Annotated in this window: 14 protein-coding genes; 1 reads left to right on the top strand and 13 read right to left on the bottom strand. The window is 27.1% G+C overall.

The features are described from left to right. Positions 1-42: 42 nt before the first annotated feature. The 8 genes from QML81_RS06685 to QML81_RS06650 all read right to left on the bottom strand — a co-directional run bounded on the left by QML81_RS06685 (position 43) and on the right by QML81_RS06650 (position 10,887). Positions 43-867: a bifunctional riboflavin kinase/FAD synthetase gene (locus tag QML81_RS06685; protein WP_281950647.1), complete on the bottom strand. Its 825-nt coding sequence runs from the start codon at positions 865-867 to the stop codon at positions 43-45. After that, positions 860-1,579 carry a 23S rRNA (cytidine-2'-O)-methyltransferase TlyA gene (tlyA, locus tag QML81_RS06680; RefSeq protein ID WP_281950646.1) on the bottom strand — a complete coding sequence of 240 codons (720 nt, stop codon included), beginning with the start codon at positions 1,577-1,579 and terminating at the stop codon, positions 860-862. Before tlyA ends, QML81_RS06685 begins: the two co-directional genes overlap by 8 nt. Beyond that, on the bottom strand, positions 1,569-2,816 hold the full coding sequence (locus tag QML81_RS06675) for a cation:proton antiporter (RefSeq protein WP_281950645.1): 1,248 nt from the start codon (positions 2,814-2,816) through the stop codon (positions 1,569-1,571). Before QML81_RS06675 ends, tlyA begins: the two co-directional genes overlap by 11 nt. Continuing rightward, a complete protein-coding gene (locus QML81_RS06670) occupies positions 2,813-4,882 on the bottom strand; it encodes an EAL domain-containing protein (protein ID WP_281950644.1) in 2,070 nt (689 codons plus the stop codon). The genes QML81_RS06675 and QML81_RS06670 overlap by 4 nt, the downstream gene beginning before the upstream one ends. Position 4,883: 1 nt before the next feature. Then, entirely contained in the window at positions 4,884-6,857 is a 1,974-nt protein-coding gene (gene ligA / locus QML81_RS06665; protein WP_281950643.1) for an NAD-dependent DNA ligase LigA, read from the bottom strand. Between the two features lie 61 nt (positions 6,858-6,918). After that, on the bottom strand, positions 6,919-8,955 hold the full coding sequence (locus QML81_RS06660; protein WP_281950642.1) for an EAL domain-containing protein: 2,037 nt from the start codon (positions 8,953-8,955) through the stop codon (positions 6,919-6,921). Next, positions 8,948-9,811 (bottom strand): cytochrome-c peroxidase, encoded by an 864-nt coding sequence (locus tag QML81_RS06655; RefSeq protein ID WP_281950641.1) that lies wholly within the window; start codon positions 9,809-9,811, stop codon positions 8,948-8,950. The genes QML81_RS06660 and QML81_RS06655 overlap by 8 nt, the downstream gene beginning before the upstream one ends. A gap of 86 nt (positions 9,812-9,897) precedes the next feature. Further along, on the bottom strand, positions 9,898-10,887 hold the full coding sequence (locus QML81_RS06650) for an MBL fold metallo-hydrolase (protein ID WP_281950640.1): 990 nt from the start codon (positions 10,885-10,887) through the stop codon (positions 9,898-9,900). A gap of 53 nt (positions 10,888-10,940) precedes the next feature. On the opposite strand from QML81_RS06650, the gene QML81_RS06645 reads away from it, so the two are divergent. Further along, positions 10,941-11,522, top strand: a complete 582-nt coding sequence (locus QML81_RS06645; RefSeq protein ID WP_281950639.1) for a DUF2238 domain-containing protein — start codon at positions 10,941-10,943, stop codon at positions 11,520-11,522. On the opposite strand, the gene QML81_RS06640 is transcribed toward QML81_RS06645, so the two are convergent. The 5 genes from QML81_RS06640 to QML81_RS06620 form a co-directional block, all read right to left on the bottom strand. Then, the gene (locus QML81_RS06640) at positions 11,493-12,650 is read right to left on the bottom strand and encodes a class I SAM-dependent rRNA methyltransferase (RefSeq protein WP_281950638.1); all 1,158 of its coding nucleotides are present in this window, start codon (positions 12,648-12,650) and stop codon (positions 11,493-11,495) included. The genes QML81_RS06645 and QML81_RS06640 overlap by 30 nt on opposite strands. A 10-nt stretch (positions 12,651-12,660) precedes the next feature. Then, on the bottom strand, positions 12,661-13,803 hold the full coding sequence (gene folP / locus QML81_RS06635) for a dihydropteroate synthase (RefSeq protein WP_281950637.1): 1,143 nt from the start codon (positions 13,801-13,803) through the stop codon (positions 12,661-12,663). Between the two features lie 4 nt (positions 13,804-13,807). Further along, positions 13,808-14,416, bottom strand: coding sequence for a DNA polymerase III subunit delta' (locus tag QML81_RS06630; protein WP_281950636.1), 609 nt, complete (start codon positions 14,414-14,416; stop codon positions 13,808-13,810). Continuing rightward, positions 14,413-14,958, bottom strand: a complete 546-nt coding sequence (locus QML81_RS06625) for a HobA family DNA replication regulator (RefSeq protein ID WP_281950635.1) — start codon at positions 14,956-14,958, stop codon at positions 14,413-14,415. Before QML81_RS06625 ends, QML81_RS06630 begins: the two co-directional genes overlap by 4 nt. 428 nt (positions 14,959-15,386) lie before the next feature. After that, on the bottom strand, positions 15,387-16,592 hold the full coding sequence (locus QML81_RS06620; RefSeq protein WP_281950634.1) for an aspartate kinase: 1,206 nt from the start codon (positions 16,590-16,592) through the stop codon (positions 15,387-15,389). Between the last annotated feature and the right edge of the window lie 19 nt (positions 16,593-16,611).

Raw genomic sequence — 16,611 nt, 5'->3', positions numbered from 1 at the left:
TATTTTTTACAAATAACTAATAACTAATTACCAATTACTAATTTAAATCGTATGCTCTTTTACTATCTCTTTCGCAATCTCAATATCTTTTAATATCTGTTCTTTTAAATCTTTTAAATTTTCAAACTTTTTATTATCTCTAATTTTTTCAAAAAAGAGTATAGTAACTTCGCCCTCTGCTTTTTGAATATCTTTTCCAATTACATGAGTCTCTATACTAAAGCTATTATCAACACTTTTTTTATGGCCTATAAATGTAACTGAAGGTTCATAAAAACCATTAACATCAGTTATAGTGGCATATACTCCATCTTTTGGCAATATAAATTTTTCAACCTTTAGATTTATTGTAGGTACTAACTCTTTTTTCCCTAGTCCAGCACCTTTAATAACTTCTCCTACTATTTTAAATGTATGACCAAGAAGTCTATTTGCTTTTTTAATATCTCCATCTTTTATAAATTCTTTTATAACTCTTGAATGGACTGATATCCCATCAACTTTTACTTCATCAACAACTTCCACTTCCCCATCAAAAACCTCTTTTAAATTTTTTATTGAATATTTTCTATCTTTGCCAAAAGCAAAATCATAACCTACTACAATTTTTTCTAAATTTACAAAATCTTTTTTTAATTTTTTAATAAATCCTTTATCATCTAAATCTTTTATATCATTTAAATCGTAAAAAAAACATGGTTTATCTGTATATTCACATCTATAATTTCCAGGAGTTATAACTGCACTATTTTTATCTATAACTAAAATTGCTCCATTTTTATCCAGTTTTTTAAAAAGAGCCTGATGTCCAAGATGCATGCCATCAAAAGCCCCAATAGCTAAAGATTTTATATCTTTTTTATCCATTTTTAACCTTTTTAAAATAGTAAAAAAACTCTTGATTTCCCTCTTTTCCTGCTATTTTTGATTCACTTTTTTTAATAAGTTTCCAACCAAATTTTTTTGTCTCTTCTTCAAACTTTTTTATAGCTTTTTCTATAGCCTTTTTATCTTTTACTACCCCTTTTTTATCTCTTTTTACATCTTTTCCTACTTCAAATTGTGGTTTAAAAAGAATTATTATATTATCTTTTGATAGGCGGTCAATATCTTTTATAATCTTAATAACACTTATAAAAGAGACATCACAAGTTACAATATCAAACTTTTTATCTACAAAATATTCTCTAATATCTTGATTTTCAATGTTTATAATTTTTTCACTATTTCTTAAACTTTCATGAAGTTGTGATTTTCCAACATCTAAAGCGTATATCTTTTTTGCACCTTTATTTAATAAAATCTGAGTAAATCCCCCTGTACTTGCACCAATATCTAAAATCTCTTTATCTTTTATATCTAAATCTATCTCTTTTAAAAAATTTTCTAACTTTTTTGCGGCTCTGCTTACATAAAAATTTTCATTTTCAACTTCTATCAAATCATTTTCATCAACTTCAAATGATGGTTTTTTAATACTCTTTTTATTTACTTTTACACATCCTTCTTCAATAAGCTCTTTTGCTTTATTTCTACTTTGAGCTAATTTTTTTTCAAAAAGATATCTATCAAGCCTCAACTTTTATCTCTCCAGCCTTTTTAAGGGCTAATTTTGATAAAATCGGTCCCATAAATTCATGAATTGCTGTTGCGCCTATAACTATATTTATAAGAATTTGTCCAAATTCTCTAAATTCTGGATTTTGATAAGATAGCAGTGCCAAACCTATAACAATTCCTCCTTGCGGAAAAAGAGAAAAAGCAAGATATTTTTTTATAACTGAAGGCGCTTTTGTAACACTACCTCCAATAAATGTTCCTATATATTTACCTAAAAATCTTGCTAATATATATGCTCCTACTAATGGCAGATATTGAGCTAAAATTAAAACATTTAAAAAAGCTGAACCAACAACAAAAAATAGTGTAAAAACTGCATCTTCTATATAGTTTTCAATTGGCATAACAAATTCATAGCTTCGTTTATAACTATTAACTAATGTTATCCCAACTGTCATTGTAGATAAAAGTTCATCAACACCTACCATATGAGCAATTGAGAATGTCAAAAAAAGTGTTCCAAAAGTTACAGTAACCTTCTCTTTTCTCTCTTTGGCAAATTCCCCAAGAAATTTTAAAACAAAGCCCATAACTATGCCTATCGCAATAGCACCAATAATATTTTTTGATATCTCTAAAAGAGCACTCTGCCACTCTATCTCGTTTCCTGTTACAACAGTTTGAGCAATAGAGGTACCTAGTACAAAGTTCATTATACCTGTTGCATCATCTAATGCAGCTACGCCCAAAACAGTTGTTGTTAATATACCTTTTGCTTTATATTCGTGAATAACTTCTAAAGTTGCAGCTGGGTCTGTTGGAGAAGCAAGAGCACCAAAAAGCAAAGCAATTGCTAAAACTACTCCAAAATTATAATCACTAAAATAGTAAAAATATGCAGTCATTGCAATAAAAACAGAAATGTATGCAATTTCAGCTTCTCCAATAGTTATAGCAAAAATAGTTTTTCCAAGATTTTTTATTTTTGACCACTCAAGAGAAGAGCCAATTAAAAAAGTAATTATAGAAAGACTCATATGAGTAATAATATCTGATTTATCAAGAAATTCTTTATCAATAAGTCCTAAAACATAAGGGCTCATTATTATTCCAGTAACTATATAGCCACTAACTCTTGGCATTTTTAAAAGATTTGCCAAATTTCCAAATAGATATCCAATCAAAAGAATAATAGCAACTTCAAATAAAATTCCACCCTCTTTTATATATAATGTAATATCTTCAATATTTATCATAACTTCAATCTTTTTGGTTTACTAAAATAAAATCCCTGAGCAAAATCACAACCTAACTCTTTTAAAATATCTTTCTCAATTTCCCTCTCAACTCCCTCTGCAACAGTTTTCAATTCAAAATGGTTAGCAATATCAATAATTGATTCTACAATTTTTCTATTATCAAAATTTTTATCTATATCTTTTATAAAACTTTTATCAATTTTTATGATATCTACAGGCAATTTTTTCAAATATTTCAATGAAGAATAACCAGTGCCAAAATCATCAATGGAAAATTGTATGCCTAACTTTTTTAAATCATTAATTTTTTCTATACTCTCATTGAAATTTTGAATTAATACATTTTCAGTTAATTCAAAATTTAAAAGAGAAGGATCGATACAATATTTATCAATTATCGATTTAATCTTCTTCTCAAAACCATTAATATTAAATAGTTTAACACTTAAATTAATAGAAAAATATTTCAAATCAGGCATTAATTCAAAAATTTTTCTATTTTCTATATCTTTACATACCCATTTTATAACATAATCACTAATATCAATAATTAGCGAATTTTCTTCTGCAACAGGAATAAATTCAGAAGGTTTAAATTCAATATTATCATCTTTCCATCTCAATAAAGCTTCTAATCCAACTGTTTTTTCATATTTTAAATCTATAATAGGTTGATAAAATACATCAAATTTTCCTTTTTTTAATGCATCTTTCATATGAAGTTGAATTTTAATTTTTTTACTATTTTTTTCATTTATATCTTTATTGAAAAATTTAATGCTATTTTTTCCCAAGCTTTTAGCATAATACATTGCATTATCAGCATGTTTAACAATTTTATTAACAGTTAAATTTTCATTTTCTTCTGGAAAAATTGTTATACCTAAGCTTGCAGTAATATAATATTTAAAATTATCAATATTTATAGGTTTTTTTATTTTTTCTAAAATCTTATTTGCTAAAAGATATGCATAATCTGCAGCATTTTCATTTTCCAAATCTTCTAAAAGAATAACAAACTCATCTCCACCTAAACGAGAAACAGTATCTATTTCTCTTACAGATTTTTTTAATCTTCTTGATATTTTTTTCAATACTTTATCCCCTATTTCATGTCCAAAAGAGTCATTTATATATTTAAAATTATCCAAATCTATAAATATAAGTGCATTTTTTTTATGAAATCTTTTACTATGCAAAAGAGCATGATTTATTCTATCATATAAAAGGGCTCTATTTGGAAGTTTTGTTAATTGGTCATGGAATGCTAAATAAGAAATTTCTTTTTCATTTAATTTTCTTTGTGTAATATCTTGATGTGTTCCACACATCAAAACTGGTTTTTGATCTTTCAAAGAGTATTCTACAACACCTCCAATTGATTCTATCCAAATCCATGAACCATTTTTATGTTTCATTCTAAATTCTGTTTTATATGGTTTTTTATATTTTATATGTTCTTCTACCTCTTTTAAAACTCTATTTATATCATCTGGATGTACTCTACTTGACCAATCTTCAATACTATTTTTTAAATCCTCTCTTTTTAATCCCAATATTTCAAGCCAGTTGTCATTTACTTGATGAAAATTTGTTCGCAAATCCCAAATCCAATATCCAAGTTTTGCACCATTTATAACATTTTCCAACTTTTTTCTTGTTATAATTTCATCATGAACATTTATCAAATATCCTTTAAAATATAACGGCTTTTTATCCTCATCTCTTATTATTTTTGTATATGCTTTCATATAACATTTTTCACCACTTTTTTTCATCACTTTGTACGTATGATTTAAATTCATATATTTTAAATCTTTATCTTTTATGGAGTTTTTTATTCTTTCAAGAAATATTTCATAATCTAAAGGAATAATTTTTTTTAAATCAAAATCATCTGACATAATCTCTTTTTGAGTATAACCTAATTGCTCATATACATTTGAAGAAATATAATCAATTTTTATATTATTTAAATTTTTAATATATATTTTAAATACTATAACTGGTCCATGAAAAAATATATCTTCATATTCAAAATTTCTACATATCACATTTTCCATTTTATTTTTCTGCCTCTTTTATCATCTCCCACATCTTATCTTCAGGAAACAACGCTACACCCAATTTTTTTGCTTTATCAAATTTGCTTCCTGGATTTTCTCCATAAAAAACAAAATCAGTATGGTGAGAAACTGTATTTGTTACATGAGCGCCCAATGATTCAAGAAGTGCTTTAATTTTTGGTCTTGGCTCTTTCATTGTACCAGTTAAAACAACAGTTTTACCAGTAAATGGTGTCTCTTTAATCTCTTCTTTTGTTGGCTCTTTTGGATGAATTAGCTCTATTAATTTTTCTATTTTTTCTTTATTTACCTCTACAAACTCTTCAATAGATTTAACCATCTCTGGACCAAAACCTTCAATCTCCATTAGTTCATGAGGTTTAGCTTTATACCAATTTAGTCCAAACTTTTCGCAAAGTTTTTTACTTGCAACTTCGCCAATATGCTCTATTCCTAGAGCATTTACAAATCTCCAACAATCAACTCCTTTTACTTTTTCTATAGCTTTTAAAAGATTTTCTGCCTTTTTTTCAGCGAATAACGGAAGCTTTAAAAGGTCCTCTTTTTTTAGATAAAAAATATCAACAATATCTTTAACAAGACCCTTTTTATAAAGAAGTTTCACAGTACTTTCACCAAGTCCTTCGATATCAAGACACTGCTTTGAAGCAAAATAGATAATAGAATTAACTACCCTTGCAGGACAGCTTAAATTTTGACATTTTATTAAAATCCCCTCATCAAGGACTGGCTGGCCACAAACAGGACAATATTTTGGTCTTTGTATCTTTTTCTCTTTGCCTGTTCTAAACTCTTTTAAAACTTTTGTAATTTCTGGAATCACATCTCCGCTTCTGATAATAATAACTTTATCCCCAATTCTAAGATCTTTTTTTTCAATTTCAGAATAGTTATGAAGTGTAGCTCTTTCAACAATTACGCCTTCTATCTCTACTGGCTCAACAACCGCAACAGGTGTTATTACTCCTGTTCTTCCAACTTGAGGAATAACATCTAAAACAGTAGTCATTTTTTCAATTGCAGGAAATTTATAAGCAACCATCCATCTTGGATATTTCACTGTATATCCAAGCTTTTCATGAAGCTCTCTTTGATTTACTTTTATAACCATTCCATCAAGCATTACAGGCAAACTATCTCTTATTTTCTTAAACTCTTCATAAATTTTTTCTATCTCTTGCTCATTTTTACAAACAGCTCTTTTAAAAGGCTTAATAAATCCAAGTGAATATACAAAATCCATAATATCTTTTTGATATTTTTTATTTAGTGTGTTATACCCAACTCCCCAAGGATAAAAAAATAGTTTTCTTTTTGCAGTTATTTTTGGATCAAGCTGTCTTAAACTACCAGCTGCAGCATTTCTTGGGTTTGCAAAAGGCGTTTCACCTTTTTGGACTCTCTCTTTATTTAATTTTTCAAAATCATCTTTTCTTATAACAACTTCACCTCTTATTTCTATAAGCTCTTTATAATCGATACCAAGAGGAATTGATGGAATTGTTTTTGCATTTTGTGTAACATCCTCGCCAATTTCGCCATCACCTCTTGTAGCTGCACTTTTTAAAAGGCCATTTTCATAAATTAAATTTAAACTTGCTCCATCAAATTTTGGCTCAATATAAAAATCTATATCTGAAGTACCAGCATTTTTATATACTCTATTTATCCAATCTTGCAAATCTTTTTCATTAAAAACATCTTCCATACTCCACATTTTTGTTATATGTTTTATTTTCTTAAACTCTTTTGCTGGTTCCGCACCAATTCTTTGTGTAGGAGATGTTGGGTCAATTTCTTTAGGATGAGCTTTTTCATACTCTTCTACTTCATGATAAAGCTTATCATATACCTCATCAGGTACCATAGGATTATCTAAAACATAGTATGCATAAGCCCATTTTTTAAGAGTTTCAACTGCTTCTTTGTACTCTTTATTGTTTTTTATCATTTTATAGCCTTTTAAAGTTAAAAATGTGTTAGATTATTATATCAGCAAAAGTTTTAAAAAATCACAAAATAAAAGAGGGTTTACCTATATAGTAGCCTTGTGCATAATCAATATCAATATCTTCTAAGATTTTTAAAATTTTCTCATTTTCTACGTATTCTGCAATAGATAGTTTACCACTATTTTTTATAATTTTATTTATTATTCTTACAAATTCAGCATCTTTTTTATTAAGATGAATATTTTTAATAAAAGAACCATCTATTTTAATATAATCAGCTGGTATATCATTTAAATATCTTAATGAACTATATCCTACTCCAAAATCATCAATAGCTATTTTAAATCCTTCATCTTTTAACTCCTCTAAAAAACTTATACCTTTAGAAAATTCATTTATTACTGCAGTTTCTGTTATTTCAAATGTTATAGATTGTGGATCAATTTTAAATTTTTCTTTACTCTTTTTAATAAAGTTGATTAATTTTTCATCTAAAAGATCCAATGCAGATAGATTTATTGAAAGATTTATTTCTTTTTTATGAGATAAACTAAAACTTTTATCTATTACAATCCTTGTAATTTTACCAATTAAATTAAACTGTTCTGCCATAGTGATAAAATCATTTGGAAAAATAGTTTTTCCATCTTTTTGCATTCTAAGTAAAACTTCAAATTTTTCAATTTTTTTAGTTTTTATATTCAGTATTGGCTGAAAATTAAGAATAAATTTATCATTTTTAATAGCCTCTTCTATCTCTTTTCTAATATTAGTTCCAGCTTTAGAAATCTTTTCATATTCTTTAATAAATGGATCTTTTCTATTATAAAAAACTATATTATCCCCTCCTCTTTTTTTTGCACTAAAAATTGCTGATTGAAGATAAAAAACAAGCTTATTAATATCGCAATTTTCATCAACTTTGTATGCTCCTGCACTAAATGTTATATAATATTTTGAATGGCTTTTCACATCAAATCTTAATCTTTCAAAAAATTGTAAAATATCATTTTTATCTAAACTATCACAAAGTGCAACAAACTCATCAGATGTTACTCTAAAAACTTTATTTCTGCAATGTTTATTTAAAATAGAAGCAAAATATTTTAAAATCTCATCACCAAATGCAGTTCCAAAATTTTCATTAATATAAGAAAAGTTATCAAGGTCAAATCTAACAATAAAGTATCTTTTATTTTCTGTTTTTCTCTTTTTCATCTCTTTTAGAAGCATATATCTATTTGGAAGATTTGTTAAAAAGTCAATTTCTGCCATCTTTTTTAATTCATCTTCAGCCTTTTGCTCTTTATAAATATAATAAAAAATCAAAACAGCAAAAACAAACATTGTAATATGTAAAAAACCTTCTATAAAAATATTTTCTTTCTTCGTCTTTTTCTCATAATCTTTTATGTTTGATTTAATAAAAACAATATTTTGTTTAATTAAATTATTGATTTTTTTAAACCTATTTAATTGAGGGTAGAGTTTTTCTATCATACTATAAACAAGTTCTGAATGAGCAATAAAATTCTTGATATGTGTATAGTTTGATTTGCTTTTTAAAATATTTATATATTTTTTAAAACTATTTTTTGATACTTCATCTCTTAAGTAAAGTCTATATGTTAAAATCTCAATGATTTCTTGTATTGCATCTAAAATTTTTTTATTTTTTATATCAGATAAAATAATCTCTTTTTGAAGATAAGGGAGATAAAGATATGAGCTTTTTAAAATTGCAGAAATTTGAACAATTTTTTCAATAATTATTTTTTCACTTTTAAAATTTGCTGTTATATTTTTTAAATATTTATCGATATAAATCTTTTCTTTTAAATTATTGTTTTTTATAATATCTATATTGTTTTCAAACTTTTTTAATTTCTCAACAAGACTATCATAATTTACAAATGAATTTCCTACAATATTTTTTATCTCATCAAGTATTAAATGGTTTTTTATTAAAAGATTATCAATTCTATTTTCAAAACTATAAATTTTTAAAGATTTTTCATATTGAAATACTTTACCCACATATATAGCAAAAAAGATAAAAAATATCAAAGCAACAAAAAACTTGATAATCTTAATCATTAAGTTTTCCTGTAAGTGTTTTTAAAAAATCAACTATTAATTTTGCTTGATTATCTGTTATCTCTCTTCCAAGTTGTATTTTAGCCATCCATTTTACAGCTTCTTTTAATGTTTTAAGTTTGCCATCATGAAAATATGGAGAAGTCAATTCAACATTTCTAAGCGAAGGACATTTAATAAATTTTTTATTCTTGCTTTTTAAAAAATAGCCATATTGATAATACATATGACCACCTACAGATTTACCATTGTGACATGCAATACAGCCAAATCTTTTAAAAAGTTCATAACCCTCAGCCTCATTTTTAGTAAGTTTTTCTTTTCCTATTAAATAAAGATCAAATTTTGAGTTTGGAGTTGTTAGTGATATAACATAATTATATAAAGCATCTATTATATTTTTTTTATCAATTTTAGAATAAATTGTTAAAAATTTTCTCTTTAAATATCTGTTACTCTTTATATATTTTATGATTTCATCAAAATCTGCATCCATAATATTTTTATCTCTCATAACCTCTTCAATCTTTTTTTTGATGGAGTATTTTCTATTTTCCCAACCATAAACATATTGATATGAAAGATTATAAATAGAAGGAACATTATATTTTGTGACTTTTCCAAAAACACCTATACCTTTAGCTTTCCCATTTGAACCACCAAACTCCTTTTTATGACAAGTTGCACATGAGACTAGTTTATCTTTTGATAGATTTGGATCAAAAAAAAGTATTTTTCCAAGTTCTTGCTTTTGAAGATTATATTTTGATTCTGTTATAGGTGTTATAGGAGTTTCACTATATTCAGCATATAAAGATGAAAAAAATAAGATAAAAAATAAAAAAATCTTATACATTTTATTTTTCTTTATTATAATTTTTAATATTTTTTTATATTATAACTATAAAAATATTTAATAAATTTTAAAAGAGTACTAAGTTTTTATATTATAACTTTCTCTCCAATTTGTGGTATCAAAAGTTTTGCATTTATACTTTCATTATTTTCAAGATTTTTAAACCATGAAAGAAGCTGCGAAGTTGACTCTTTTGTAAGATTAAAAGCACCATAATGCATAGGTATGATATATTTTGGAGAAAGTTCTTTGATAGCTGTAATTGTTTCACTATGAGTCATATGTGAGCCAGTTATAATATATGGAGGATTTATTGGAATTATCGCAATATCAATATTTTTAAAAATCTTTTTTATCTCTTTAAAATGGACATTATAGCCAGTGTCTCCTGCAAAAAATATGGTTTTATTTTTACATTTTATTAAAAAACTACCCCAAAGAATTCTATTATAATCAAAAAAGTTTCTTCTATGCCAATGGTGAGCTGGCAAAAAGAAAATCTCTATATCTTTTTCTTTGATATCATATTTTTGATACCAACCAGCTTCTTGATAATTTATATGCGAATTTGCTCTTTTTATAAGTCTGCCCATTTTAAGCGGCAAAAGAGCATTTTTGATCTGATTTTTTGCATATTTTATAGTTTTTAGATCTAAATGATCATGATGTCCATGAGATACAAGAAGATAATCAATTGTTCCTAGTTCTCTTATATGAAAAGGTGCAGGTGTTACTCTTTTTTTAATAGGCATAGATCTAAAACAGGGATCAGTTAAAAATTTTTTTCCATTACACTGAATTAAAAATGATGCATGACCTAACCATATTAAAAAATCTCTTTTTTCATTTAAAAAACTTCTATCTTTTATAATTGGCAGAGGAGTTTTTTCAATTTCAATCTCTTTTTTTATAAATTTTTTGATAAAAGATATAACATTTTTTGTTTTTGATGCGATTTTTTTTTCTCTTGAGTTAAATTCTCCTACAAATCTGCCTTTTTTATATGGAACACCTACAAAATCTTTTTTTATTGTCTTTAATTTTGGATTTTTTAAAAACTTAATATTTTGATGCAAATTTTTATCCTTTTTTATGTAAAATATCTAAAAATTTTATCTTTAGGTAAAAAATGAAAAAAATTTTAATACTTATTTTTATCATAATTTGGATATTTTTTGCAATATCTCCTTACGATAGAGTAATATGGTTTGCAGAAAATTTACTAATTTTTTTTATGTTTCCAACTGTTTTATATCTTGATATGAAATATAACTTTTCAAATATAGCATTTTTCCTTCTTTTTCTTTTTGCAATATTTCATATTATAGGAGCACATTTTACATATAATGATGTTCCCTATTTTACATTTGAGATTTTTGGTGAAAAAAGAAACTATTATGATAGGATAGTCCATTTTTTATTTGGGCTTTTGGTTTTTCCATCCTTTTTTGAGATATATTATCATCAAAAATATAGTAAAAATCTATCTTTATTGATTGCCTTTTTATATATAGCTTCAATTTCTGCAGCTTACGAGATAGCTGAATGGATAGTAGTTGATATTTCCCATTCAGGCCAAAAAGGATTTTGTCTCATAACTCAAGGCGATGTTTGGGATAGTCAAAAAGATATGGCATCAGCTATGATTGGAGCATTTCTTAGCCTTTTGATTTATAAATTTTTAGGCAATTTTAACCAAAAGACCTTTTAGATATAAAGAGAAAGGATTATTTAAAATGTATGGATGGTCTATATCTTGATATAGATGCTCTATAATTTTAACTCTTTTTTTATTATCTTTTGAAGCCTTTTTCAAAAGCTCTTTTAAATCTTTTAAATCAATATAATATGAACATGAAAATATCGCCATATATCCGCCATCTTCAACCAATTTCATACCATTTACAATTAAATCTTTAAATCCTCTTAATGCTCCAATTCTTTGATTTTTCTTTTTTGCAAAAGATGGAGGATCAATTATAACCATATCAAATTTTTCCTTTTTAGCTCTTAATTCTCTTAGATAGTCAAAAACATTCGCCTCTATAAAATCACCTTCTACACCATTTATTTTAAAATTTTCTTTTGCTAAATTTAAAGCATTCTCTGATATATCAACAAGCTTTACTTGAGCATTTTTTTGTTTTGCACCATATAATCCAAAACCACCACTGTTACAAAAAAGATCCAATACTCTATCTTTTTGTTTCATATATTTTGACAAAATATTTCTATTTCTTCTTTGGTCTAAATAAAATCCTGTTTTTTGTCCATTTTCTATATCTATTAAAAACTTAACACCATTTTCTTCAATTTCTACAAACTTAGGAATCTCTCCAATTTTTATCTCTTTAAAATCAACTTTTTCCTTTTTTAAAGAGTTAAAATCTGCACTTACAAAAACTCCTTTGGGATTTAAAACCTCTTCAATTGCTCTTAAAATATCATCTTTTAAACTTATAATACCTGCACTATTAAACATAACAGATAGATATTCATCAAATTTATCAACTATCAATCCAGGAATCTCATCAGCTTCTGAATGGATTATCCTAAATGCATTAGAATTTATATCTATTCTATCATCTAATGCTTTTTCTATTCTTTTTACAAAAAAACTTTTGTCAATTTTTTCATCATTAAAACTTAATACTCTTAAAGATATTATGCTATCTAAATTGATATATCCTACAGCTAAAAATCTTCCCTCTTCATCCTCTACTCTTACGATTTCGCCTTTTTTAACATCTTCATAACTTTTTATATCACTTTTATATACCCATGGGAAAAACTCTTTTAAAGAATTTGAAGCCTTTTTATTTATCACTACTTTTTTCATTTCAAAGTCCTTAATCAATCAACTCTTTAAAAACTTCAAAAGCCTGTTTATGCTCATAAACATCATGACATCTTATTATATTAGCACCATTTTCAAAAGCTTTCAAATGCAACGCCAAAGTTCCAGGCAATCTTTTTTCAACAGACGATGGGAAAATCTTATCTATCATCGATTTTCTACTAGCCCCTACCAATATTTCGCAACCAAATTTTTTAAACTCTTCTAAATTTTGCAAAAGCTCAATATTATGATCTAAATTTTTGCCAAATCCAATACCAGGATCTATAATAATATTATGTTTTTTTATACCAAAATCGATAGCTTTTTTAATCTGAAAATCAAAAAATCTGCTAACTTCAATAGTTACATCTTCATATTCTGGATCTATCTGCATAGTTTTTGGATTACCTTTCATATGCATTATAACAATTTTTGCATCCATTTTTGATACAACTCTTGCAACATCATCATCTCTTAATCCTGTAATATCATTTGCTATTTTAAATCCATGATTTAATGCAAATTCTATAACCTCTGGTCTAAAACTATCGATACTAAATTCTGCTTTTTCAAAAAGTCTATTTTTGTAAATCTCTTTTATAATCGGTTTTACCCTACTTAGTTCCTCTTCAGTATCTACAGGCTCGCTTCCAGGTCTACTTGAAACTCCGCCAATATCGATAATATCTGCTCCATCTTCTATCATTTTTTCTATCATCTTAATAGCAAGAGAGCCTTTAAATCTACTATTTGGATAAAAACTATCATCATTTGCATTTATAACACCCATGATTTTTAAATCAAATCTATTTTCATTTAAATAACTTTTTAACTCTTTTGCAAGATTTTTTAAACCATACGGTTGAGCTAACTCTTTACGGCTTAAAATCTCTATATGCTTTTTTGTTCCAATCAGCAATGCATCACACCTATCAAATTTACAAGTAATTACACCATTTGGCAAGGCTAAATCTGCTCCAATACTTAAAGCGTCCTGTTTTAAAATATTTGCAGCTCCTATATGCATATTTTTTATATAAAAAAGATATATTTTTGCCTTTTTTGACATTATCTTTATTCCAGGCTTATCAACATTTAACTTTTTCATTATTTTATTTACATCAATATTGCTATAGATTCTTTTAATCTCCATAAAATTACCTTCTTTTTGCATCCAATATAATTAAAAAAAGTGTTGTTAAAACATTTGAAATATTGCTATTTAGTTCAATTAGTTTTATAGAGTTTGAAAACTGATCAATTTCACTCTCTTTTAGTTTCAAATCTGCCTCAATAGCTTTCTTTAGAAGATTTTCAATGATATTTTTAGCTTCTGTTTTTTCAAGCTTTCTATTTTTTTGTAAAAAATCATAAACATATTTCAAATCAATATTTTTTATATCTATATCTATCTCTTTTGATATATTTTTTTTAATATTTGTAACAGGAAGCCTTGAACGAATAGTGGGAAGTAGAGCCGATTTTGATTTTGTAACAATTATAAAGTTTATATTTTTAGGAGGCTCTTCTAAAATTTTTAAAAGAGCATTTTGCGAATATATATTGAATCTATTTGCTATTAAAGCAATAAATTTTTCATTTTCACTTGCTAAATATGCCTCTTTTACAGCCTCTTTTGAATCTTCTACTTTAAACTCATCATTTTCTATAATATGCAGATATTGAGGATTAATTCTTTCTTTTAAATACTCTTTTATCTCTTCAAAATCATCACTAATTACAATTTGACTTTTTAACTCAATCATACTTTAAATTCAATTTCGCCAAAAATTGCTGCATCTAAACTTTTATCAAAAAGTCTAAATAACTGAAAAAGCTTTAAATCCAAAAGCTCATCATATGATTTTAGATAAAAATTGTTTTGCATCTGTTCATCCATTATCCACAAAAAGCTATCATCTTTTCTTTTTGCAATCATACTCCTTGGAGTATCACTTCTTCCAATATACCAGAAAAAATATTCATCTTTAAATGATAGATTTAACATATCATATAAAAGATCAATATCTTCATCTTTTTTTATATTGTCAATATAAGGAGTAATGTTTTTTAAAAGATATGTAGGAATGAGAGGCCTGTTTTTATCTGGCTTATTTAATGAATATATTATATATTCACCAAACCATTCTCTCTCTTTATCTGTAATAACAATAATGCTTTGACCTGTTATTATCTTTTCAAGAGCAGAAGCAGCAAGAGGCACCCAGTCATAGCGCCTCTCTTCCATCCAGCTCATCATAGCTTCATCATATCTGATAGCATTTAGAGTCCATCTATCAAATTCCATATTTTCCTCTATTCAGTTTTAATTCGTAATTCGAGATTAGTGATAAGTAAATTAGTCATTAGTCATTGGTAATTAAGACTTGGGAATTGACCGCTTCACTGCTTCACAGCTTCACCCCTTCACTGCTTACCACCTTATCCCCTTATCCCCTCATTCACTCAAATCTAATCGCAAACTTGTTTCGCTTTGCTCAACTTCGTTTGTTTTAAGGTAAACCAGCTGTTCGTATGCTCAGACACGAAATTCCTTGAATTTCGGCTTCGCATATACTTATAGCTTTCGCTTCGAGACGGGAGGAGCGTTAAGCAAACGACAACTGCTTGCCGTTTGTAGCTCCGCACGGCGATGCGTTTATGCGAACGAAGTGAGCATAGCATACGCCAGTAAGCAAAGCAGTTTGCTTGCTTAAAGCTTCGCTTTGCCCTCGCTCATCTATACAACTCATAAGCATCATGCAATGCTCTAACTGCAAGTTCGCTATATTTTTCATCTATTATCATTGAGATTTTGATTTCGCTTGTACTTATCATCTCAATATTAATATTCTCTTTTGCCAATGTTTCAAAAGCTTTACTTGCAACTCCGCTATGAGATTTCATTCCAACACCAACAATAGATACTTTTGCAATATTTGGATCATACTCAACTTTTTCATACTCATCTTTAAATTTTTCCATTATCTTTTTTACACGTTCTAACTCATTCTCAGGCACAGTAAAATCAAGATTTGTCTTTCCATCTTGACCTATTGTTTGAACAATCATATCTACATTAATATTTTCATTAGCTAATGCTTTAAAAATTTCAGCTGCAATTCCTGGTCTATCAATAACACCTCTTAAGCTAACTCTTGCTTGATTTTTATCTAATGCGATTCCACTCACCAATGGCTTTTCCATGATATCTTCTTCCTTTGTTATTATTGTTCCTGGATTATCATTAAAACTGCTTTTTGCCTCAATTACTACACCTAGTTTCTTTGCAAGTTCAACACTTCTATTTTGTAAAACTTTCGCTCCAAGACTTGCAAGCTCAAGCATCTCATCATAACTTATTTTATCAAGTTTTTTTGCTTTTGGCTCAATTCTTGGATCTGTTGTATATACTCCATCAACATCAGAATATATTTCACATTTATCTGCTTTTAAAGCTCCAGCAAGAGCAACAGCAGTCAAATCGCTACCACCTCTTCCAAGAGTTGTTACTCTTCCATCTTTGCTAATTCCTTGAAAACCTGCGACTACAACAATTTTTCCTTTTTCAAGCTCATTTTTAATAGGTTCTGGATCAATTTTTTCAATTCTCGCCATAGTATGAGAACTATCAGTTACTATTCCAGCTTGCCTACCTGTCATTGCAACAGTAGGATAACCCATCTCATTTAAAGCTATTGATAAAAGAGCAGCTGTTACTCTCTCGCCTGAACTTAAAAGAAGATCCATATCTTTTCTACTTGGAGTTGAACTAAAATGTTTTGCATATTCTATTAGTTTATTTGTCTCTCCACTCATAGCTGAAACAACCACAACAACATCATTTCCAGCATCTTTTGTTTTTGCAACTCTTTTTGCAACATTTTCTATTCTTTCAAGGGAACCAACACTTGTTCCACCATACTTTTGAACAATCAACATCAAAATCCTTTATTTTTGA

Origin of the sequence: Nitrosophilus kaiyonis, assembly GCF_027943725.1 — a bacterium.
Taxonomy (GTDB): Bacteria; Campylobacterota; Campylobacteria; order Campylobacterales; family Nitratiruptoraceae; genus Nitrosophilus_A; species Nitrosophilus_A kaiyonis.
This window is presented reverse-complemented; position numbering and strand designations above follow the sequence as displayed.

Coding starts and splice junctions, on each gene's coding strand:
- QML81_RS06675 (WP_281950645.1), bottom strand. CDS start 2,816: ATGATAAATATTGAAGATATTACATTATATATAAAAGAGGGTGGAATT.
- QML81_RS06640 (WP_281950638.1), bottom strand. CDS start 12,650: ATGAAAAAAGTAGTGATAAATAAAAAGGCTTCAAATTCTTTAAAAGAG.
- QML81_RS06660 (WP_281950642.1), bottom strand. CDS start 8,955: ATGATTAAGATTATCAAGTTTTTTGTTGCTTTGATATTTTTTATCTTT.
- QML81_RS06645 (WP_281950639.1), top strand. CDS start 10,941: ATGAAAAAAATTTTAATACTTATTTTTATCATAATTTGGATATTTTTT.
- QML81_RS06655 (WP_281950641.1), bottom strand. CDS start 9,811: ATGTATAAGATTTTTTTATTTTTTATCTTATTTTTTTCATCTTTATAT.
- QML81_RS06685 (WP_281950647.1), bottom strand. CDS start 867: ATGGATAAAAAAGATATAAAATCTTTAGCTATTGGGGCTTTTGATGGC.
- QML81_RS06670 (WP_281950644.1), bottom strand. CDS start 4,882: ATGGAAAATGTGATATGTAGAAATTTTGAATATGAAGATATATTTTTT.
- folP (WP_281950637.1), bottom strand. CDS start 13,803: ATGGAGATTAAAAGAATCTATAGCAATATTGATGTAAATAAAATAATG.
- QML81_RS06620 (WP_281950634.1), bottom strand. CDS start 16,592: ATGTTGATTGTTCAAAAGTATGGTGGAACAAGTGTTGGTTCCCTTGAA.
- QML81_RS06625 (WP_281950635.1), bottom strand. CDS start 14,958: ATGGAATTTGATAGATGGACTCTAAATGCTATCAGATATGATGAAGCT.
- QML81_RS06630 (WP_281950636.1), bottom strand. CDS start 14,416: ATGATTGAGTTAAAAAGTCAAATTGTAATTAGTGATGATTTTGAAGAG.
- ligA (WP_281950643.1), bottom strand. CDS start 6,857: ATGATAAAAAACAATAAAGAGTACAAAGAAGCAGTTGAAACTCTTAAA.